This is a genomic window from Aequorivita sublithincola DSM 14238 (genome assembly GCF_000265385.1).
Taxonomy (GTDB): Bacteria; Bacteroidota; Bacteroidia; order Flavobacteriales; family Flavobacteriaceae; genus Aequorivita; species Aequorivita sublithincola.
Genome location: NC_018013.1, coordinates 3,192,514 through 3,213,881, shown reverse-complemented (window position 1 = coordinate 3,213,881; position 21,368 = coordinate 3,192,514). Strand labels below are relative to the sequence as shown.

17 protein-coding genes and 1 riboswitch are annotated in these 21,368 nt (G+C 36.9%); of the genes, 8 read left to right on the top strand and 9 right to left on the bottom strand.

From position 1 onward, the window contains the following. Positions 1-28 precede the first annotated feature (28 nt). Positions 29-127: riboswitch (TPP riboswitch) on the top strand. Positions 128-205: 78 nt separating this feature from the next. Further along, a protein-coding gene (prfB, locus tag AEQSU_RS14655; protein WP_157429292.1) for a peptide chain release factor 2 occupies positions 206-1,313 on the bottom strand; the annotation gives its coding sequence in 2 pieces (ribosomal slippage) (positions 206-1,249 and positions 1,251-1,313; 1,107 coding nt in all). 147 nt (positions 1,314-1,460) lie between these two features. Between prfB and AEQSU_RS14650 the strand changes: the two genes are divergently transcribed. The 4 genes from AEQSU_RS14650 (at position 1,461) to AEQSU_RS14635 (ending at position 4,842) form a co-directional block, all read left to right on the top strand. Next, positions 1,461-2,090 carry a hypothetical protein gene (locus tag AEQSU_RS14650; protein ID WP_042492110.1) on the top strand — a complete coding sequence of 210 codons (630 nt, stop codon included), beginning with the start codon at positions 1,461-1,463 and terminating at the stop codon, positions 2,088-2,090. Positions 2,091-2,093: 3 nt separating this feature from the next. After that, positions 2,094-3,119 carry a threonine aldolase family protein gene (locus AEQSU_RS14645; protein WP_014783651.1) on the top strand — a complete coding sequence of 342 codons (1,026 nt, stop codon included), beginning with the start codon at positions 2,094-2,096 and terminating at the stop codon, positions 3,117-3,119. A 10-nt stretch (positions 3,120-3,129) separates the two neighbouring features. Then, positions 3,130-4,530 (top strand): nicotinate phosphoribosyltransferase, encoded by a 1,401-nt coding sequence (locus AEQSU_RS14640; RefSeq protein ID WP_014783650.1) that lies wholly within the window; start codon positions 3,130-3,132, stop codon positions 4,528-4,530. Between the two features lie 72 nt (positions 4,531-4,602). Further along, complete coding sequence (locus tag AEQSU_RS14635; protein ID WP_014783649.1) at positions 4,603-4,842, top strand: hexameric tyrosine-coordinated heme protein; 240 nt, start codon at positions 4,603-4,605, stop codon at positions 4,840-4,842. A gap of 90 nt (positions 4,843-4,932) precedes the next feature. On the opposite strand, the gene AEQSU_RS14630 is transcribed toward AEQSU_RS14635, so the two are convergent. The 6 genes from AEQSU_RS14630 to AEQSU_RS14605 all read right to left on the bottom strand — a co-directional run bounded on the left by AEQSU_RS14630 (position 4,933) and on the right by AEQSU_RS14605 (position 15,106). Continuing rightward, a complete protein-coding gene (locus tag AEQSU_RS14630) occupies positions 4,933-7,707 on the bottom strand; it encodes a gluzincin family metallopeptidase (protein WP_245529079.1) in 2,775 nt (924 codons plus the stop codon). Positions 7,708-7,742: 35 nt separating this feature from the next. Next, positions 7,743-8,999 (bottom strand): T9SS type A sorting domain-containing protein, encoded by a 1,257-nt coding sequence (locus tag AEQSU_RS14625; RefSeq protein WP_014783647.1) that lies wholly within the window; start codon positions 8,997-8,999, stop codon positions 7,743-7,745. A gap of 18 nt (positions 9,000-9,017) precedes the next feature. After that, positions 9,018-9,707: an LOG family protein gene (locus AEQSU_RS14620; protein WP_014783646.1), complete on the bottom strand. Its 690-nt coding sequence runs from the start codon at positions 9,705-9,707 to the stop codon at positions 9,018-9,020. A gap of 72 nt (positions 9,708-9,779) precedes the next feature. Next, on the bottom strand, positions 9,780-12,611 hold the full coding sequence (uvrA, locus tag AEQSU_RS14615; protein ID WP_014783645.1) for an excinuclease ABC subunit UvrA: 2,832 nt from the start codon (positions 12,609-12,611) through the stop codon (positions 9,780-9,782). 104 nt (positions 12,612-12,715) lie between these two features. Then, a complete protein-coding gene (ggt, locus tag AEQSU_RS14610; protein ID WP_014783644.1) occupies positions 12,716-14,428 on the bottom strand; it encodes a gamma-glutamyltransferase in 1,713 nt (570 codons plus the stop codon). 93 nt (positions 14,429-14,521) lie between these two features. Then, positions 14,522-15,106 carry an acyl carrier protein phosphodiesterase gene (locus AEQSU_RS14605; RefSeq protein WP_014783643.1) on the bottom strand — a complete coding sequence of 195 codons (585 nt, stop codon included), beginning with the start codon at positions 15,104-15,106 and terminating at the stop codon, positions 14,522-14,524. 40 nt (positions 15,107-15,146) lie between these two features. Between AEQSU_RS14605 and AEQSU_RS14600 the strand changes: the two genes are divergently transcribed. Both AEQSU_RS14600 and glmM read left to right on the top strand, forming a co-directional pair. Beyond that, entirely contained in the window at positions 15,147-16,217 is a 1,071-nt protein-coding gene (locus AEQSU_RS14600) for an acyltransferase family protein (protein WP_014783642.1), read from the top strand. A 53-nt stretch (positions 16,218-16,270) separates the two neighbouring features. Beyond that, positions 16,271-17,662: a phosphoglucosamine mutase gene (gene glmM / locus AEQSU_RS14595; RefSeq protein WP_014783641.1), complete on the top strand. Its 1,392-nt coding sequence runs from the start codon at positions 16,271-16,273 to the stop codon at positions 17,660-17,662. Between the two features lie 201 nt (positions 17,663-17,863). Here glmM and AEQSU_RS14590 read toward each other — a convergent pair whose 3' ends face one another. Next, entirely contained in the window at positions 17,864-18,589 is a 726-nt protein-coding gene (locus AEQSU_RS14590; protein ID WP_014783640.1) for a T9SS type A sorting domain-containing protein, read from the bottom strand. 290 nt (positions 18,590-18,879) lie between these two features. Continuing rightward, positions 18,880-19,752 (bottom strand): lysophospholipid acyltransferase family protein, encoded by an 873-nt coding sequence (locus tag AEQSU_RS14585; protein ID WP_042492106.1) that lies wholly within the window; start codon positions 19,750-19,752, stop codon positions 18,880-18,882. A 134-nt stretch (positions 19,753-19,886) separates the two neighbouring features. Between AEQSU_RS14585 and AEQSU_RS14580 the strand changes: the two genes are divergently transcribed. Both AEQSU_RS14580 and AEQSU_RS14575 read left to right on the top strand, forming a co-directional pair. Continuing rightward, complete coding sequence (locus tag AEQSU_RS14580) at positions 19,887-20,537, top strand: rhomboid family intramembrane serine protease (protein ID WP_014783638.1); 651 nt, start codon at positions 19,887-19,889, stop codon at positions 20,535-20,537. Positions 20,538-20,582: 45 nt separating this feature from the next. Further along, positions 20,583-21,272, top strand: coding sequence for an SIMPL domain-containing protein (locus AEQSU_RS14575; protein ID WP_014783637.1), 690 nt, complete (start codon positions 20,583-20,585; stop codon positions 21,270-21,272). Positions 21,273-21,368: the final 96 nt, after the last annotated feature.

Sequence of the window (21,368 nt, the reverse complement as noted above, 5' to 3'; positions counted from 1 at the left end):
TTGTAAAATATTCTTGTATCTTTATTGAACTATCATATCGGGGTGCTTAAGTTTCAAAAACAGCTGAGAATATACCCGCTGAACTTCATAGGATAATACCAACAGAAGAAATATGATTTGCAAAGGGAACTAAGATTTTTTTAATCTTGTTCCCTTTGTTTTTTCAAAACCACTGAATACTGAGCCTGAACACTGAACACTTCCCTTAAAGTTCATCCGTCTTTTCCTTTTGCCCACTCATCATTAAATAAGCCTTCAAGAAGCCATCGATTTCGCCATCTAGCATTGCGTCCGTGTTTCCAGTTTCGTGGCTAGTGCGCACGTCTTTAACCAATTTGTAGGGATGCAAAACGTAGTTTCGTATTTGCGAACCCCATTCTATGGCTAGTTTGCTGTCTTCAATTTCGGCGCGTTGAGCTAATTGTTTGCGAAGTTCAATTTCATAAAGCTGTGATTTCAGCATTTGCATAGCCTTTTCACGATTGTCTAGCTGACTTCTTGTTTCGCTGTTGTGAATTATGATTCCAGTAGGATGGTGGGTAAGTATTGCTTTTGTTTCTACTTTGTTTACGTTTTGTCCACCGGCGCCGCTACTTCGGGCAAAATCCCAGGAAATATCTGCTGGATTTATTTCAATTTCAATAGTATCATCAACCAATGGATATACATATACACTCGCAAAACTGGTGTGTCGCTTGGCATTACTATCAAAAGGTGAAATACGTACCAATCTGTGGACGCCGTTTTCACTTTTTAGCCAACCAAAAGCAAATTCGCCTTCAATCTCGATGGTTACAGTTTTTACACCAGCAACATCACCTGCTTGAAAGTTCAGCTCCTTTACTTTATAATCATTTTTCTGTGCCCACATTAGGTACATACGCATCAGCATTTCGGCCCAATCGCAGCTTTCCGTTCCTCCAGCACCAGCGGTAATTTGTAGCACGGCACTCATATCGTCGCCCTCGTCGCCAAGCATATTTCGGAATTCTAGTGCTTCAATTGCAGTCTCAGCCTTTTCATAGGCAGCTTCTACATTTTCGGCCTTTCCTTCGCCTTCTTTATAAAAATCTAGGAGGATTTCAGCTTCGTCGGTGAGGTTTGTAGCAGTTTCGTAGTCGGTAACCCATTTCTTCTTGGTTCGTAGCACCTTCATAAAAGCCTCAGCTTCGCGTGGGTTGTTCCAAAAATTGGGGTCGAAAGTTTTTTCTTCGTCGTTGGTAATTTCTATACTTTTGCCAGCAATGTCAAAGATAGCGCCTCAAGGCATCTAGCCGCACCTTAAGGTCTTTAATTTGGTCTGTTGTAGTCATAAAGGGTAAGAATTTCAGCAAAAATACCATTAACTTCGTGAGAGAAACGTATTTTTCGGCTAATTTTATACTTTCAAATAATTCGCAAACTAAGAGATGCAGAATACTTCACCAGTCTATCTTCTTATCTCTAATTATTTTATGCAGATGAAAAAATTATTATTCTTTTTATTAGTTACAATAACGTGTACTGTTTATGCCCAAAATGACCTAGACTATGTTAATATAATAGTCAACCAAAAAATGGCGGAGCTTGAAATGCAGGATACCCCGGAATATTTCTTTAGAAATGATTATTGCGATGGAAATATTGAAATTTTCAAATTGAGAGACGGGAAAATTTGTTCTTCAAATTCCACGTATTACGCAGTGTATGTTTTTTGGAAGGAAGATGAAAACACGCTAAATATTCAAAAATTTGACAATTGTGGGAGTTTTAAGCCTTTTACCATTGTCGTTACTAAAGCGATGGCTAGGGCTTTAAAGGACAAGGAGAAGTTAATGTATGAAGACGTTTTGCCTTACAAAGCTGAAAAAGTTGATGACAATGCGTTCGGAAATATGTCTGTGCAATCTTGCCATAAAAATTATAAATTTGTTTTCGACAACAAGGTTTTTGAAAAAAGTTTTAATCAATTTGATTTGACAAATGAATCGAAATATAAAAACTTGAATGCGGCTCACAATAACTCGTTAGCATTGATTAAGCTTGATAATGAAATATCAGAAATAGTAAAGAATTTAGAAATAAACGGAAAATTTTTCAGAGAAAACTAAATTATGATTATAGATTTAAGAAGCGATACCGTAACTCGCCCTACACCCGGAATGATGCAAGCTATTATGAATGCTGAAGTGGGCGATGATGTATACAAAGAAGACCCCACGACTAACAAACTGGAACAGAAATTAACAGATATGTTTGGGATGGATTCTGCGCTTTTCTTTCCAAGCGGAAGTATGGCTAACCAAGCCGCAATAAAAATGCACACCCAACCCGGCGAACAATTGATTGCAGACAAATGGGCACACGTTTTCAATTACGAAGGCGGTGGTGTTTCATTTAACAGCGGCGTTTCCTGTAAATTGATTGATGGTAATCGCGGAATGGTTACAGCTGCACAGGTTGAAGAAAACATCAATCCACCAGATTTTTACCACAGCCCTTTAACAAGTTTGGTTTGTTTGGAAAACACCACTAACAAAGGCGGTGGCGCTTGTTATGATTTTTCTGAAATTGAAAAAATTCGACAAGTTTGCGATAAACATGAATTAGGCTTTCATCTTGACGGCGCACGAATTTGGAATGCCTTAGAAGCTCAAAAACAAAACCCGAGAGACTATGGAAAAGTTTTTGATACCATTTCAGTTTGCTTGAGTAAAGGTTTGGGAACCCCGATGGGAAGTGTTCTATTGGGCAAAAATGAAATTATGAAAAAAGCGATGCGCGTCCGTAAAGTCTTAGGTGGCGGGATGCGCCAAATAGGTTTTATGACGGCTGCTGGAATTTATGCGTTAGATAATCACAGAAATCGCTTAGCGGAAGATCATAAAAAAGCCTCCGAAATTTCTGAAATGCTCGCCAAACAATCCTATGTAAAAAAGGTTGAATCAACCGAGACTAATATTGTGATCTTTTACCTTGCAGAAGCTATTTCCGAAGAAAAATTTATGAATGATTTGCTTCAGAAGAGCGTGAAAATTAGTTCGATGGGTCAAGGAAAACTTCGAATAGTTACTCACTTTGACTATACGGATGCTATGCACGAAAAGCTTTTGCAAATGCTTAGTGATTATAACAAATAGTAAAACGGTTATGCTAAATATTTCTGCTTCTTATACAGATTTGTATCAGTTAACTATGGCACAAGTTTATTTTAAAGCCAAACCAAAAAGTACAGCAGTTTTTGATTATTATTTTAGAAATAATCCTTTTCAAGGTGGTTTCACGATTTTCGCTGGACTAGAAAATATTCTTGATATTCTTGAAAATCTTCGTTTTACTGATGCCGACATTGAATATTTAAAAACACACGATTTTGAAAATGATTTTTTAGAATATCTTCGGGATTTTCGATTTCGAGGATCAATTTTTTCAGTTTCCGAAGGAGATATTGTTTTTCCAAATCGTCCCATTCTACAAGTTGCGGGTTCTATTATTGAAGTTCAGATTGTTGAAACCGTTTTACTAAACATCCTTAACTTTCAAACGTTAATTGCCACAAAAGCAAATAGAATTCGCCGTAGTGCTGGAGATAAAATTTTGCTGGATATGGGCTTGCGGCGCGCCCACGCCACTGGCGGTTATTTTGCCAGTCGCGCCGCAGCAATTGGTGGTTTTGACAGTACGAGTAACGTAAAGTCCGCAAAAGATTTCAACATTCCATCATCAGGAACTATGGCTCATTCCTTTATCCAAAGCTATGAAGATGAGTTGAAAGCTTTTCAAGATTTTGCTCTTTTTCGTCCAAATAATTGTGTGTTATTGGTGGATACATTTAGTACGCTGAAAAGTGGAATTCCCAATGCTATAACTGTTGCAAAAGAAATGGAAAGTAGGGGAGAACGCTTGTTTGGAGTACGATTGGATAGTGGTGATTTAGCCTATTTATCCAAAAAAACACGAAAGATGCTCGATGACAATAATCTTGACTATGTGAAGATTGTTGCATCAAATCAATTGGACGAATACGTTATAAAAAGTTTGAACGAGCAAAATGCCCCAATTGATGTTTATGGAGTTGGTACCAATTTAGTTACTGGTAAGCCAGATGCGGCGCTAGACGGTGTTTATAAACTTTCCGAGTACAACGGTAATCCCAGAATAAAGCTTTCAGAAAATTTTATTAAGGTGTCACTTCCCTGTAAAAAGCAAGTGTATAGAATGATTGACCAAAACGGAATGTTTTACGGAGCTGATGCAATATGTCTTGCTTCCGAAGAGAATATAACCCAGATGTTCCATCCGTTTGATTCTAATAAAAGTCTCGATCTTCAAGTATTTAAGCAGGAAGCTTTGCTAGAGGAAGTAATGGTTAAAGGGAAAAGAACGAAGGCAAAAAGAACGGTTTCCGAAATTGCGGAATATGCCAAAATGCGTTTGTCATTATTACCTGACGAATATAAGCGTTTCCAAAATCCACATTTTTATAAAATTGGTTTGAGTGCCAGTCTAAAAGCTAAACGCGACGAATTGATTAATCAACATAAATTTTAGAAAGGAAAAAGTCTTTTTAAAAGATTGTTTTTTTGTTAATTTTAGGAATTCTAACCTCTAAATATTTTAAAAATGTCTGAACAAATTCAATTGATTCCCGGAAACTCATTAATCACCGAAACACCCGAAGAAGGCCGCCTACTAGCCGTTAAAATGGCGCGTTTAAATATAAAATTTACTCAACCTGATGCGGCAGTTCGTGAAAGACTACGCCCAATTTATGCCGAAGATGCTGCGATGCTCATTGCAATCGGACAAGTTGTAGCTATTGAATTTGCAACTATAGCTGCGGCTAATGATTATTGGAACTAATTATTCAACCACAAAGGTTTTACGCAAAGTTCACGGAGAATAACTTTGTGAACTTTGTGTGTTTTACTTTGAGCCCTTTGTGGTTAATATTTAATACCATCTTCTGGTAAAAAGTCCAAGAAGTGTTTTTGGGCTTATGGTTATAATGAAACGAACCTTTTCATCATAATGCGGTAATCCTGGTTCAAAACCTAAGCTGGAATACACAGGGAAATAGAGCTCAAAATAATCTGCTACTAGACTTAAACGAATCCCACTGTCAAAAACAGCATTAGTGCCTCTGGCTTTATTGTGAACCAAACCGGCGTCTCCATAAGCGTAAATCCATTTCCAAATATTGGTGCTTCCGTTTACGGTTGCTATCCAACTATTCGCATAGGCTGGCTCCAACTGCGACTTAAAACCACCTTCAGCCATAATTAATTGTTGACTAAAAAGCCCCGAATCTTCACTACGCCCGTAATAATTATAATCAAAAAGATAATCCGTTGGGCGATCTAAAGCGAAACTGAAGAAATCCTCATTTTCACGCGTATCATTAAAAAGAAATGCTCCCGCAAAAAAGCGAAGATCCAACTGTCTGTTGCTCAAAAATAGTTTTCGATATTCAAAATTTACAGAAAGTTTGCTGAATCTTGAAGAGATTTCATAATCCACAACACCTCTAAAATAGTTTATCAGGTTTGGATTACTGTAAACGTAGCGCATATTAAAAACGCTGTAATTAGGCTCCTGATTTGGATTGTTTGGATCGTCGTCTTGATACACATTTACACTTCTCAAGTCAATATATTGCTTTTCATTGTCGCGCAGATCTGGATTTCTAAAGGCGAAAGTGATGTATGGCGTAAATTTTTTATAGAACAATCCGCGGTCGTAGGAATAGTAATTTCCCGAAAATCCATAGCGCATGGCATATAGATTTCCTTCATTCATAGTTTGTGTATATTTCACGGAAGCACGCCCCACAAGTGTTTTGGAGCGAAATCCAAATTGTGGCTCTAAACTATACTGAACCGCCTTTGGAAGCACCGTTTTATTATAAAGTCGAAGTCCCGCCGAAACGCCATCATAAAGGTTGTATTCAAAAATTGGCATAAAGAAAGCCTGTGCATAATTTGGGTCTTCTACATCTTGAAAAAGCCGAAATTGTATCGGTTTGTTCAATAAACCTTTTACGGCTTTAAAATTATTCCGGCGATTGTATTCTGGAATTTCTCCACCATAATTCAGCGCTAACTTCCTGATGTTTGCGGCTGGAATGGTTATAGAGGAGACGCTATCAATAGGTTTTGTCCAGGTTTTATAAACTATTTCATCTTTGTTCAGACCATAAAGCGAAACGGGAAGCTCGGATTTGCGGTTGTTTTTGATCAAAACCTTTAATGAATCACCTTCTTTTTCAACTCTTTTTATTTTGAAGTCGATTGTAGTTCTAGAGTCTGCAAAATCGTCAAAAAACCAATTGATGGGAAGGTCTGTTCGTTTTGAAAGAAACGCTTCAAAATCTGAAGATTTAATCTGTTTCAGTTTATTTTCAATATAGAATTGGTGAATGCTTTCGTTTAAAACATCTTCACCCAAATAATCACTCAAATATTTTAAGCCACTTCCGCCGTAATAACCAGTGGCAATATTCATATTATATTTCAACAAAGAATCCTTCGGAGTAGTTAACGCTTGATGGATATTATTACGCGCCATATTCAAATAAAGTATTGGATATTGGTCGTTGAATTCAAGGTCTGCGGCGTGTGCCCAACGGATTACCCACCAATTACTGAGATTACCAATGATCTTCATTTTTGGATAATAAGTATCCACATATTCCATCATCAAATACGTCTGAAGTGCATCCTGCAACCAAAAATCGTTGCGAGGATTTAGCATTAGGGTATTGTCAATATAATGCCTCGTTATGGTTTTCAGTTGTTCCATATCGTACTCAAAACCATCGGGAAATGGACTGATGAAACTGGGCAATTGGTTCAAACCATAAACTGGATTCGTTTTGTAATCCGTCTGGCTAATTACCATTTTATCGAATGGATAAGAACCAAGTTTTTCATCCAAAAACCGAACAACCCTATCTATCATCAACGCTTGAACAGGTGGATTTACCTTGCTATTTTCAATGTTGGTAACGACTTTTAGTTTATCGGTTTCAATAGTCTCGAAATTGGAATTTTTGATGAAATATAAAACCGCTTTTGTACGATCTTTCCCAGAAAGCACGGTAGTCTTCGTTTTATCTGAAATGGTTTCAGAAACCACATCAAAATCTGAAGTAACGGAGTAAGCTTTTGGAAGATGAATTGCGATTGAAAATTCCGAAGGAGGTAAATATAAATCGTCCGTATTTTTATTGCTGAAAACTTGCCATTCGCCATTATAAATTGCTGGTGCAATGAACCAATAACGCAATCTGTAATCTTCAATATTATTTATTCCATAGCGCGTAAAACGATCGTTGGGAACTTTTACTATGTATTCTAAATTAAAAGTATAGCTATCTCCAGGCAGTAGGGGAGTTTCGGGAATAATTCTTAAAATATCTGCCGCATCGCCTCGCTGCCACTGCAAAGGAACTGCGGAATTGTTGTAGATTTTTTCAATGTCCGTTCTTCCTCTATCTTCATCTTTTTCAAAATGAAAGGCACTTTCATAGTTTTCAGAGAAACGTTTTCCCAAGGGAGTGGTTTTGGAAGAAAAACTATTTGCCCAATCAAAAAAGTAGATTTCTTTTAAAGTGTCTTCGGAAGAGTTTTTATAAGTAATCTGCTGTTTTATCGAAATGGTTTTTTCGGAAGCATTCAGCGTGGCATCAATATTTATGGTATGCTGCGCCGTTGCTTGAAACGCCAAACAAAAAAGGATGCTATAAAAAATTTTGCGTACTATCAAGAAGTTTTAAGAAATTTAAAAGTTCGAGAGGCTGGAAGGTTTGTTTTTAAGTAGTAAATACCCTTGGTTAGTTGGCTTACGTCTATTGAGATATAATTTGTCCCGAAGCTTAGGGATTCTGAAGTAAATTCCAGCAATTTTTGACCTAAAAGATTATAAACTTCAAACGAAATATTTTCAGTTTTATTTGTGTTTAAACGAATATTCAATTTATCAGTAACCAAAGTGTTTTCAAGTTCAATCGGAGATTCTGCTGAAATATCATTAATACTCAAAACAATTTGTTTGTTGGTTTCAAAATTCATCACAATAGGCAGATGATCGCTCATATTGTAAAGATTTTCTCGCAATGCTTGACTAAAATCTCCCGAGCAGTCAGGACTGTTTATACTGTTATCATAACAATTACCGTTGTTTCCGAAAGATTTATAGGTGTTTGGAATGTATTTTAATTTTGGATCCGTCTGCATGTTTTGGGACATTACAATAAAATCAAACCGATCATCTAAACCACCGCCAGCTCCTGCGCCAAAAGGACCTGAGCTAATACGAGTGCTTTGTGAATGTATATCCTGAAAATTTATATTATTGTTCCAAGAACCAGGACGGTCTATTGGGTCTAACATTACTATAGCATTGGTAGGATCCAAAAGTTCCTGATACGCTGGTTCGCTTTGCGTGTAAAGATTGAAATCACCACCAAAAATCACAAAAGAATTAGGGACTAAAGTTTTCAGTTTAGTGGTAAACTTTTGCACCATTTCCAAACGTAACTGCTTATTGGCCGTGCCTTGGCTAGATTTTAAATGCGTTACAAAAACTTCAAAAACTACAGGATCAGTTTGTTGATCTGCAGTTTTAAGTTTTAAAGTGTAATGATTTATATCGCGAACTGGCGTTGGAATGACTTCCGAAGCTTCCAATGAAAACATCGCTTTTCGGTAAAAAATAAGTTGTTGATGGTCTGGGTCGCCAGATTGGCTGGGTTCAAAAGGAGCCATTGCGAAATTATTGCCTTCATTATTTAGAGAAGTGTTTAAAATCAGGTTTGCTCCGGCTTCGCTTTCCAGTTCACAGACCATAAAGATGTCTGGCTCATATTCATCAAGTATATCTCTTAAAATCACTGCGCGGTTGGATGGATTTGCAGAAGGATACTCTAGTAGATTGTAAACCATGGTTTTTATAGTTCCCTGCGCGTTGATGGACAAGGAAACTAATATAAAAGCCAGCGACAATATTTTTTTAAACATTCTTCGGAATTTTAAATATTAAAAGTTTGGGCTTAGGTTATACTCATCGTAGAATTCATTTAAAATTTTCAACACTTCATCTTCAGTATCCACTAAATGAAACAAATCCAGGTCTTCTGCACAAACATTGTTATTGGCCTCCAAAAGTGTGGTTTTTATCCAATCGTAAAGACCGCCCCAAAATTCGGTTCCTACAAGTATTATTGGAAATTTATCAACCTTGTGTGTTTGTATTAACGTTAATGCTTCAAAAAATTCATCGAGCGTTCCAAAACCTCCAGGCATTACAACAAAGCCTTGGGAATACTTTACGAACATAACTTTTCGAACAAAAAAGTAATCAAAATCGAGACTTTTATCGCTGTCAATATACGGATTATCGTGTTGTTCGAAAGGTAAAGTGATGTTTAATCCTACGGAAGTTCCTCCAGCTAAATGTGCGCCTTTGTTTCCAGCTTCCATAATCCCAGGTCCGCCTCCAGTAATTACGCCATAGCCATTTTCGGTAATTTTTTTGGCAATGTTCTCTGCAAGTTTATAATATTTATGGTCTGGCTTTGTACGTGCGGATCCATATATAGAAACGCATGGGCCTATACGGCTCATTTTTTCATATCCGTTTACAAATTCTCCCATGATTTTAAAAATCGCCCAGGAATCGTTTGTTTTTACTTGGTTCCAGTTTTTTGGTGTTTGTTCGTTTCTCATTGTTCCGTTATCAGTTCTCTGTTATTTTTTATCAGTTTGAGACGCACGTCCGTGCGTCTTTACGGTTTGCGACTAAAGTAATTCTTTTTTAAGGAATCGGGCGGTATAGCTCTTTTTGTCTTCCGCAATTTCTTCTGGAGTGCCGAGCGCCATTATTTTTCCGCCTTGTTTTCCGCCTTCAGGACCGATATCTATAACGTAATCTACCGTTTTGATTACGTCTAGGTTGTGTTCAATTATTAGTACTGTATTTCCTTTGTCAACCAATTTGTTCAAAACTATCATCAAAACGCGAATGTCTTCAAAATGAAGGCCAGTTGTGGGTTCATCTAGAATATAGAAGGTGTTTCCTGTATCGCGTTTGGAGAGTTCGGTTGCTAGCTTAATTCGTTGTGCTTCGCCGCCAGAAAGAGTTGTGGACTGTTGGCCGAGGGTAATATAACCTAAACCAACGTCTTGAATGGTTTTTACTTTTCGATATATTTTTGGAATGTTTTCGAAAAAAGGACAAGCTTCATTAATAGTCATTGCCAAAACATCGAAAATAGATTTTCCTTTATAACGAATTTCCAAAGTTTCACGGTTAAACCGTTTTCCTTGACAAGTTTCACATTCCACATAAACGTCTGGCAGGAAATTCATTTCAATAACTCGTAAACCTGCGCCTTTGCAGGTTTCGCATCTTCCGCCTGCAACATTGAAACTAAAACGTCCGGGTTTGTAACCACGAATCATAGCTTCTGGTGTTCTTGCAAAAAGATTTCTTACTTCTGAAAAAAGACCTGTATAAGTCGCTGGATTGCTTCTTGGAGTCCTTCCAATAGGCGATTGATTAATGTCTATAACTTTATCAATATTCTCAAGTCCTTCAATTTTTTTATAGGGCATCGGTTTTTTTACACCGTTGAAAAAATGTGCATTTAGAATAGGGTAGAGGGTCTCGTTTATGAGTGTAGATTTTCCGCTGCCCGAAACTCCTGTAACGCCAATCATTTTGCCTAATGGGAAAGTAACTGAAATATTCTTCAAATTGTTTCCCGTTGCGCCTTTTAGCGTTAAGGTTTTTCCGTTTCCTTCTCGTCGTTTCTCTGGAATTTCAATTTTTCTTCTTCCGTTTAAATAATCTGCGGTTAGCGTATCGTGCTCTTCTATTTCTTTTGGGGTTCCTTCAGAAACTATTTCGCCACCGTATTTTCCGGCTGCAGGACCAATATCGATAACATAATCGGCGCTTTCAATCATGTCTTTGTCGTGCTCTACAACTATTACGGAATTGCCAAGTTCTCTAAGTTGTTTCAAGGAATAAATTAAGCGTTCATTATCGCGCTGATGTAAGCCAATACTAGGTTCATCAAGAATATAAAGCACGCCAACCAACTGTGAGCCAATCTGTGTAGCTAAACGAATTCGTTGTGCTTCGCCACCCGAGAGTGATTTTGAACCGCGGTCTAAGGCTAAATAATTGAGTCCAACATCTAGTAAAAACTGAAGTCTTGAACGCACTTCTTTAATGATTTCTGAAGCAATTTTTTGTTGTGTTTCTGAAAGGTTTTTTTCAAGATTTGCAAACCATTCTGCCAACTCAACAATGTCCATATGGGCGAGTTCGGCTATGTTTTTGTCGTTCACTTTAAAGTAAAGTGATTCCTTCCGAAGTCGTGTTCCGTTGCATTCTGGACAAGGAATTTTGTCCATATATTCCTTGGCCCAACGTTTCAATGAAGTAGTTTCACTAGCATCGAAAGTATTTTGAATAAAGGTTGCAACTCCTTCAAAATCTATTTTATAATTACGAGTAATGCCAAGGTCTTTAGATTCAACATTAAACATTTCATTACCACCGAAAAAGATAACGTCTTTGGCTTTCTGCGGAATACTTTCAAAAGAATCTGTCAGTTTAAAATTGAAATTTTGTGCAATCAATTCCAACTGTTTAAAAACCCAATTGCCTTTTTGAGGTCCGTGCGCTGCCAAAGCTCCTTGTTTTATGGAAAGTTTTGGGTTTGGAACGAGTTTTTTAAGATTTACTTCATATAATTTTCCCAATCCTTTACAATTGGGACACATTCCTTTTGGTGAGTTGAATGAAAAATTGTTCGGCTCTGGATTTGGGTATGAAATTCCTGATGAAGGACACATCAACGAACGACTGAAATAACGGGCTTGGTCCGTTTCATTATCTAAAACCATCAAAACATCATCGCCGTGATACATTGCAGTGTTTATGGTTTCAGAAAGTCTTTTGGAATTATCAGCTTCAGTTGAAACTTTTAGTCGATCAATTACAATTTCAATGTCGTGATTTTTGTAACGATCCACTTTCATTCCCTTCACAATATCACGAACCTCGCCGTCCACGCGGACTTTCAGAAAACCTTGCTTTGCAATTTGCTCAAAAAGCTCACGATAATGACCTTTTCGAGAGCGAATTACTGGAGCTAGAATGCTTACCTTTTTATCAGAAAAGTCTTCAAGAATTAGTTGTCGTATTTGCTCATCACTATAACTAACCATTTTTTGGCCAGTGTTGTAACTGTATGCATCACTTGCACGGGCGTAAAAAAGACGCAGAAAATCGTAAATTTCTGTAATAGTGCCAACGGTAGAACGCGGACTTTTACTAGTAGTTTTCTGCTCAATCGCAATTACTGGAGAAAGTCCGTCAATTTTATCTACATCAGGACGTTCTAAACTTCCGAGGAATTGGCGCGCGTAAGCCGAAAAAGTCTCAATATACCGACGCTGACCTTCGGCATAAATAGTATCAAACGCCAATGAGGATTTTCCGCTACCGGAAAGACCTGTAATTACTACTAATTTTTCTCTTGGAATACGAACGTCAATGTTCTTTAAGTTATGAACGCGAGCGCCCAAAACTTCAATAAAATCCTCATTTTTTAGCATAGTTGGCAAAGGTACAGTTTCAGTTCTGAAATTCGAAATGTAGGTGGGAAATTTTGCTAGATTTTGGCTAAAAAATGACCGATATTTTGATCCTGATTTAATTTCTAAAACCCAACAGCCGTATCATCGCCACGACTATCGGCGCCACCTTCAAGTTTTCCGTTGGGAAGGATTAAAATTGCATCCACTTTGCCAATTATAGGATCGGAATCCTTGTTTTCGGGATAACCTAATATTTCAAGATCATCAATTATTTGACTTGGAAATTTTTCATATTCATAACGAATAGCATCAGGCAACCATTGATGGTGAAAGCGCGGCGCATCAACAGACTCCTGCATATTCATATCGAATTCATAAACGTTTAAAATGATTTGTGCAACTGAAGTTATAATAGTTGAGCCTCCAGGAGTTCCAACAACCATAAACAGTTTTCCGTCTTTTTCAACAATGGTTGGAGTCATCGAGCTCAACATACGTTTTTGTGGCGCGATTGCATTTGCCTTTCCACCCACTAAGCCATAAACGTTCGGTTCGCCGGGTTTGGCGCTGAAATCGTCCATTTCGTTGTTTAAAAAGAAACCGAGGTCGTTCACATAAAGTTTTGAGCCATATTCTGAATTGAGCGTTGTTGTTACCGAAACTGCATTTCCGAAGGAATCCACGATAGAATAATGTGTAGTCTGTGGACTTTCATAACCAACAATAACTCCTGGTTTTATACTTGAAGAAGGTGTTGCTGCTTCTAATGAAAAATTCTCCATTCTTTGTGAAAGATAGGCTTCAGAAAGCAATGAATCTTTTGGAATATCAACAAAATCGGGATCTCCCAAATAGAAACTTCTATCCGCATAAGCGCGGCGTTCTGCTTCAGCTAAAACTTGAATGTATCTTTTGGAATTATGACCGTACTTTTTAAGAGGGAAGGGTTCTACCATTTTTAAAATCTGGGCTAAACAAATTCCTCCGCTTGAAGGTGGCGCCATTGAAATTACTTTCAAATCTTTATAATTAAAAACAATGGGTTCGCGCCATTGGGCTTCGTAGGCTTCTAAATCTTTTATGGTAATAATTCCTCCTTTTTTCTTTATAAATGAAACCAGTTTTTTACCTGTTTCGCCTCCGTAAAATTCGGAACGCCCGTTTTTTGCAATTTGTTCTAACGTGTTTGCCAATGCAGCATTTTTCAATGTATCTCCAACTTTATAATTTTCGGAATATAGTATTTTTCCGCCATTAACTTCTTCAAATTGGCTCTTAAACTCTTCAAGACGTCTTGCTTGTTTTTCGGTAATTATATATCCTTTTTTGGCGAGTTCAATAACGGGTTTCAAAATAACTTCCATTGGTAAACTGCCATATTTTTCGTGAACTGCAAACATTCCTGCAATAGTTCCCGGAATGCCTACGGCCATTGCACCAACGGAACTTTTGTTGGGAATTACATTACCGTCTTTATCCAGATACATGTTTTTTGTTGCGGCAATCGGAGCTTTTTCACGATAGTCCAAAGAACCAATTTCGCCGTATTGACTTCTAAAAACCATAAATCCACCACCGCCGAGGTTTCCTGCGTAAGGATAGCAAACTGCCAAAGCCATTTCGGTAGCAATCATTGCATCAAAAGCATTGCCGCCGCTTTTAAGTATTTCTGATCCGATTTTAGAGGCTTCCACACGAGCAGAAACAACCATTGCACTGTCGACAATAACTGCTTGCTTGGTTTCAATTTTGGTTTTATCAATTGGGGTTTGTGCTTTTGGTTTTTCTTTGCAGGCAAATATGAGAAGTAGGATAAGTATGTGATAGATTTTCATATTTATAGTGTTTTATATTTCAATTATTTGTACGTGTGGAAACGCGTGGTCTTGTGGAGACGCACGGCCGTGCGTCTGTACGGGCGATTCAATTCATAATTCGGTAAGTTTTTGTTTTGAAAAAGCTATTAATTCATCAAAAAAGGAAGTGAATTCGGCTTCAAATTCTTCGTAATAATCTTCAAGCTCTGCAACGGCAAGATTCATTTTTGAAACTCCTTTAGTACGTACATTCATTTGTGCCAAAATTTTGCTAATTCCTTCAACAGTGGCGTAGCTTAAGAGCCAATTGTCGGCAATCATATATGGCATCATTTTTTGGATTCTTGCTGGAAGGATTGTAAAATTTTTACGGAGCAATTCATAAAAATTCTGCACATATTCATCCAAAGGTTCATCTGAATATTTGCTCCAGTTTTTGGCTAAAAAGTGGTCGTAAAGTATATCTACAATAACCCCGCTATAATGACTATAATTTTTGTGAAGTCGCGCTGTGCTTTGATGTACCGTGGGATGTGCATCTGTAAAACTGTCAATGCCGCGATGCAGTAAAATTCCTTTTGCAATAGAAGGAGGAAACTTTTCATAACGTTTTCCTTTGATACCATCGGCTATAAAGTTGCCGATTATAACGCCTTCTTCGTTGCCGGAGAGATAGATGTGGGCTAAAAAATTCATTCAATAAATATATGTATTTTTGAACTGTAAAAACTGAAAATTGAACAGATTACCAAATTTGGACCCACTGCGGTTTTTTCTGGCTTCCATAGTGTTGCTTTTTCACTTACCCCAACTATCTGCCAATCAAGGACTGCCTTATTTTGACGGGCTTCCTATCTTTCATCGAGGGTTGGAGGCGGTTTATATGTTTTTTGTGTTGAGTGGGTTTTTGATAATCAGACTTATTTATCGCGCAAAACTGAAGGGCACTTTCTCAATAAAAGATTTTTATATTAGAAGAATTCTGCGAATTTTTCCGCTTTACTATCTCGTTTTGGGTTTTGGGCTAGTTTTTTACAACGTTATTCTGCCTTTTCTGAATATTCCCTTCGAAATAAATTATACTTGGAAAGAAGCATTTCTATATAACGTTTTCTTTCTACCAAATGTCTTTGCGAAAATCTACGAACCTGGCGGCATTATTGAGATTCTGTGGTCTATTGGGATTGAAGAACAATTCTATCTAGTGATTGCACCTCTGCTTTTCCTAATAAATGTGAAATGGATTTTGCGAGTTTTAAGTTTGTTGCTCCTTGGCTATTTCATTCTTTATTGGTCTGACGTTTTTGAAATACTTCGAAAATATACTTTTGTGTTTTTCTATCTTTTTTCGGGTGGAGTTATTGCTATTCTTGAAGAACGGAAAATGTTGGAGTTTTTGAAGCGTTCTTGGTTTTTCCCATTCATAATTTGCGTAGCGACTTTACTGTATTTTGTTACCGATTGGTTTCTTCTAGAAGCAATGTGGTTACGGTCTTTACTGACTTGTTCGTTGTTTGGATTCTTCATTCATTCATTGGCTTTCAACAACCGTGGGGTGGAAGTGAACAGTAAAATCCTGAATCATTTAGGCAGTATTTCCTATGGAATTTATATGTTTCACGCCATAGTTTTAAATGCGGTTGTATTTTTGTTTCTGAAACTGGAATTCCTACAAAACCTTAATGATAATTTAACAATAATTTTAATGCTCCTGCTTACCTTCGCGGGCACACTTTTAATAGCTCATCTGTCTTATACTTACTTTGAGCTTTACTTTTTAAAATTGAAAAATCGTTTCAGAAAATAATTAATGATTATTCTCCAATTACCATATAACCAATAACCATTATCAGTTAAAACATGACACTAATAAAATCTATATCAGGAATTCGCGGAACTATTGGCGGGACACAAGGCGAAAATTTAACGCCAATTGATGCTGTAAAATATGCCGCAGCTTACGGAACTTGGGTAAAACAGCAGCGAAACAAAGAAAATTATAAAGTTGTAGTTGGGCGTGATGCGCGAATTTCAGGAGAAATGATTCAACAATTAGTAATGAATACGCTAGTTGGAATGGGCATTACGATAATTGATTTGAATCTTTCCACAACTCCAACGGTAGAAATGGCCGTTACAATGGAACACGCCGATGGTGGAATTATATTAACCGCAAGCCATAATCCAAAACAATGGAACGCCTTGAAATTGCTAAATAATAAAGGTGAATTTTTAAATGCCGCAGCTGGACAACAAATTTTGGACATTGCCGAAAATGGAACTATTGAATTCGCAGAGGTTGACTTTTTAGGCGAAATTCATAAAAATGATGCCTATATAGATTTACACATTGATGAAATTTTGAATCTTCCTTTAGTGAAAGCAGACGCCATAAAACGATGCAAATTTAAAGTAGTTGTTGATGCTGTAAATTCGACGGGCGGAATTGCTGTTCCCTTACTTTTGGAAGCTTTAGGTGTGGAACCAGTGAAATTACATTGTACTCCAAATGGCGAATTTCCACATAACCCAGAACCTTTAAAAGAACATTTGGGCGATTTGATGGAAAGTGTTGTAAAAAACCACGCAGACTTTGGAATAGTTGTAGATCCAGACGTAGATCGTCTCGCTTTTGTAGATGAAAAAGGTGAAATGTTCGGCGAAGAATATACACTGGTTGCCGTTGCAGATTATGTTTTACAGAACAATCCAGGAAATACTGTGAGCAATATGTCTTCATCAAGAGCATTGCGCGATGTTACTGAAAAACGTGGTGGAGCGTATACCGCAAGTGCTGTAGGCGAAGTAAACGTAGTTGAAAAAATGAAGGAAACCAACGCCGTGATTGGTGGCGAAGGAAACGGTGGAATAATTTATCCAGAACTTCATTACGGTCGCGATAGTTTGGTGGGCATCGCTTTGTTTTTAAGCTTTCTTGCTGAAGAAAAAATTGCTGTAAGCGAACTTCGGAAGCGATATACTGCTTATTTTATGAGTAAAAAGAAGATTGAATTAACGCCACAATTAGACGTGGATGCAATTTTGAAAGCGATGGAAGCAAAGTATGCTTCTGAGAATATCACCACGATTGACGGAGTAAAAATTGATTTCGCAGAAAACTGGGTACATCTTCGTAAATCGAACACAGAACCTATAATTAGGATTTATACTGAAGCGAAAACCCAGGAAGAAGCGGATGCTTTGGCGGATAGGATTATTGGGGAAATTAAGGGAATTGCTGTCTCATCCTGAAATATAGCTACAAATTAATTTCGAAGCTTTAGAAAATTTAGGCTGTTAATTAATATGTTATATACGCTTGTTGCCTCACGTTTTTTATTCTAACTCTGTTCAGTGTATTTCATAGCGTTATTCATTAGATTCTAATTCTTTTAGACAAATACTCCTACTGAAACAGGAGCATAAACGTTTTTGGGAATTTACCTGTAAAAATTAAATTTTAACAATTTTGTGGATTTCTTTTCCAGTATCTGAGATTATTTCAACATAATATAATCCACTTTCCAGTGTTGATATATCCAAGGAATTAGAAGAAGAAATATTCTTTTTCAAAATTATCTTACCTAAATTGGAATAAACCGTTAAACGTTTTATCGCGATATTTGAGTTGGATGAAAACAAAAGAACGCCTGAAGCGGGGTTTGGATAAACCGAAAATGCTCTCTTTGTTATATCGGAAGAGGATAAGAGCGGCACGTCACCGAATTGAAGCCAAGTCCAACCAGGTTCACTTATCAGCAAATTTCTGATACCGTTTGTCTGGGAAACTTCAATCCACAAAGCCTCCTGATTAGTAGAGTATCTATCTAATAAGAAAATAAAAAGGGGGAAGCTAGGACCTGTTGGACCATAACTACAAGAATTATCACAAGGATTAACAACAATGTTGTTGAAATTTGATAGAACAAAAACGTTCTCAACTGGATCGTAATCCCAATTTCCCGTAAATTCTGAACATACATCTCTACCATAGAATGTATTGTTTTGTTCAAAATAAATAGAAAGGGGAATCTCACAAGGATCAGCTTCTATTGGTGGATCTACTTCAGTCTCTCCTGATGAAGCATAGAGATACCATGTAGTATCGAATATTTCGGGATCTTGTGCTTTGATTTGAGTTGTGAAGATCAAAAAAATAATTAGGATAATATTTTTCATAACTTTTTAGTTAAGTATGAAAGGTAAGAAAAAATAATAAATAACCAATTATAAAATGATGTAGAACAACTACTTAGGGATTTAAATAGAATATGGATTGGGGCTTGTCAAATGATTGTAATAATACAATTCAAGTTTTATGCTTTCATCAGTGTGTTATTTTCACATCAATTTTTCGCTATCGCGTGACGCTGATAGAAGTATAAATTTTGCACATTATGAAATGCTTGTTCTCAATTTTTTTGAATGTGAGGCAACTCGTTATATAAAGTGTTTTATTTCCAATCTCGTTAAACATCCCGAAGCTTCCACCGTTTATGCGACCATAAATAATACTCCGGTTTTTCACGAATTTGGCTTTCCAAAGCATCAAAAAACATGCGGGTAATTTGAAAATCTGGATATTCTTTTGGGTTTTCCACCAAAGAAACAAAAGTGGCGGTGTAGTAACCGCGTTTTACTTTTTCAACTTTTAGATAAAGTACGGAAAAGTCAAGTTTTTTGGCCAGTTCTTCAGTTCCGGTGAACATTGGCACGTCTATTCCCATAAACGTATCTCGATGTTTGAAAGCGCCAAGTTTCGGGGTTTGGTCTGAAAGAATATAGGTTAGTGTTTTAATACCTTTTTTCCATTTTCTGAAAAGTACACCAACTATTTTTTTGTTGCTTACAATGATGCCGCCAAAGTGTTCCCGCGTTTTTTTTACCAAAGCATCAAATTGTTTACTGTCTAAGGGTTTGTAAACGGCGTGGGCTTGATGTTGCATCAATTTGTTTAGAATTCCGCTCCATTCCCAATTTCCGTAATGGCCTGCCATTAGTAGGATGCTTCGGTCATTTTGGTAATAGGAGTCTAGTATTTCAACATTTGTGACCTTGAATCTTTTGCGGATTTCTTTTTCAGAAATTGTGAATGATTTTATGGTTTCAAAAATAACATCGCAGAGGTGTTTGAAGAATTGTTTTGCTATTCTGTCGCGCTCAGACTGAGTTTTTTCGGGAAAAACTAGGGCTAAATTGTCTTTCACCACCTTTTTTCGGTAACCAACAACATAATAGACCAAAATGTACAAAGCACTAGATTTAAAGTACAAAATACCCATTGGCAATTTGGAAAGTAACCAAAGTATTGGATAAACCAGTATATATAGCAATCTTTGCATAGTAATTAGTATCGCAAAACTAATTAAATAAATGTTCAATATTTAACGTTCAATATTTATAATTCAAGGTTTATAGTTCAAGGTCGAGGACACAATTAACCATTAACGTTTAACAATTAACTCTTTAGTACAAAATGCAAAACATTCACATCGCAACAATTATAATCATCGCTGCAAACGTAATCATTTCAATGAAAGGGTTTAATGACTTCGCTTTCTTTGAAAAGTATAAATTCAACATTGCGGGAATACGCCGTGGGGAAAAGATACGAATGTTTAGTTCGGCTTTTTTGCACGCAGATTTTTCACATTTGTTGTTCAATATGCTTACGCTTTACTTTTTTGCAAATGTAGTAATTGGGAGCGTAGGGGTTATTTACTTTGTTGTTATTTACGTTGTTAGTCTTTTGGCTGGAAACCTGCTTTCATTTTATTTTCACAAAGATGAATATCATTATAGCGCGATAGGGGCGAGTGGGGCAGTTATGGGAATCTTGTATTCCGCCATACTATTTTTTCCTAATATGGGGCTTTATCTTTTCTTTATTCCAATAGCAATTCCTGCTTGGCTTTTCGGGATGGCATATTTGTTGTATTCAATCTACGTAATGAAAAAAAGAATGGGAAATATAGGTCACGACGCTCACATTGGTGGTGCAATTGGCGGTTATGTACTCACACTTTTATTTGCACCAGTTTTGTTTCAAACTAGTTTATGGATTGTGGTTTTATTAGCTCTTCCTTTGATTATTTTATTTATAATGCATAAGCTGGGGAAAATTTAGAGAGAAAAGAATAAAGAGAAAAGAATAAATAAAAAAGACAATACTATGAAAATGATGAAAACCCTTTTAATTTTAGCAATTACAACTTCGACCATGATGGCTCAAAGCACTTTACCACCCCCAACAATAGATGTTACGGGCGAAGGAATTGTCAATGTGATTCCTGACGAAGTTACAATCAACATTCGCGTTGAAAATACTGGCGAGAACACAAAAACACTGAAGCAACAGAATGATGCAACCGTCAATGAAGTGTTGAAATTTCTGAAGAAAACGGGTATTGATGATAAAGATGTTCGTACTGAATATATGAATCTCAGTAAAAATTATGACTATAACAGCAAGACCTACACTTTTGCAGCCAATCAATCACTTTCAGTGAAATTGCGCGATATGAACAAATATGAACCTGTTATGAAAGGCCTTTTAGATACGGGCATAAACCGAATTGATGGCGTTACCTTTTCATCTTCAAACATAGAAGCATTAGAAAGTCAAGCCCGTAAAAAAGCTGTTGAAAACGCTAAAATGAAAGCTGAAGAATACGCTTCTGTTTTAAACCAAACCGTTGGCAAAGCAGTTTTAATAAGCGAATTTAGAAACAACTCTGGTCCACAACCAATGATGTACAAAAGCGCAATGATGGCTGATTCTAGTAGTGGAGGAGAACAAACTATATCGCCTGGCGAAATGGAAATAAAAACTACTGTGAATGTTAGTTTTCTATTGAATTAAGCTTAAAAGTTTAAGTGTTTAAAAGTTTAGAAGAATGAAATAACACAGAATTCTTTCATAAAAAAACCTCAGTTCTTGTTTTGAACCGAGGTTTTT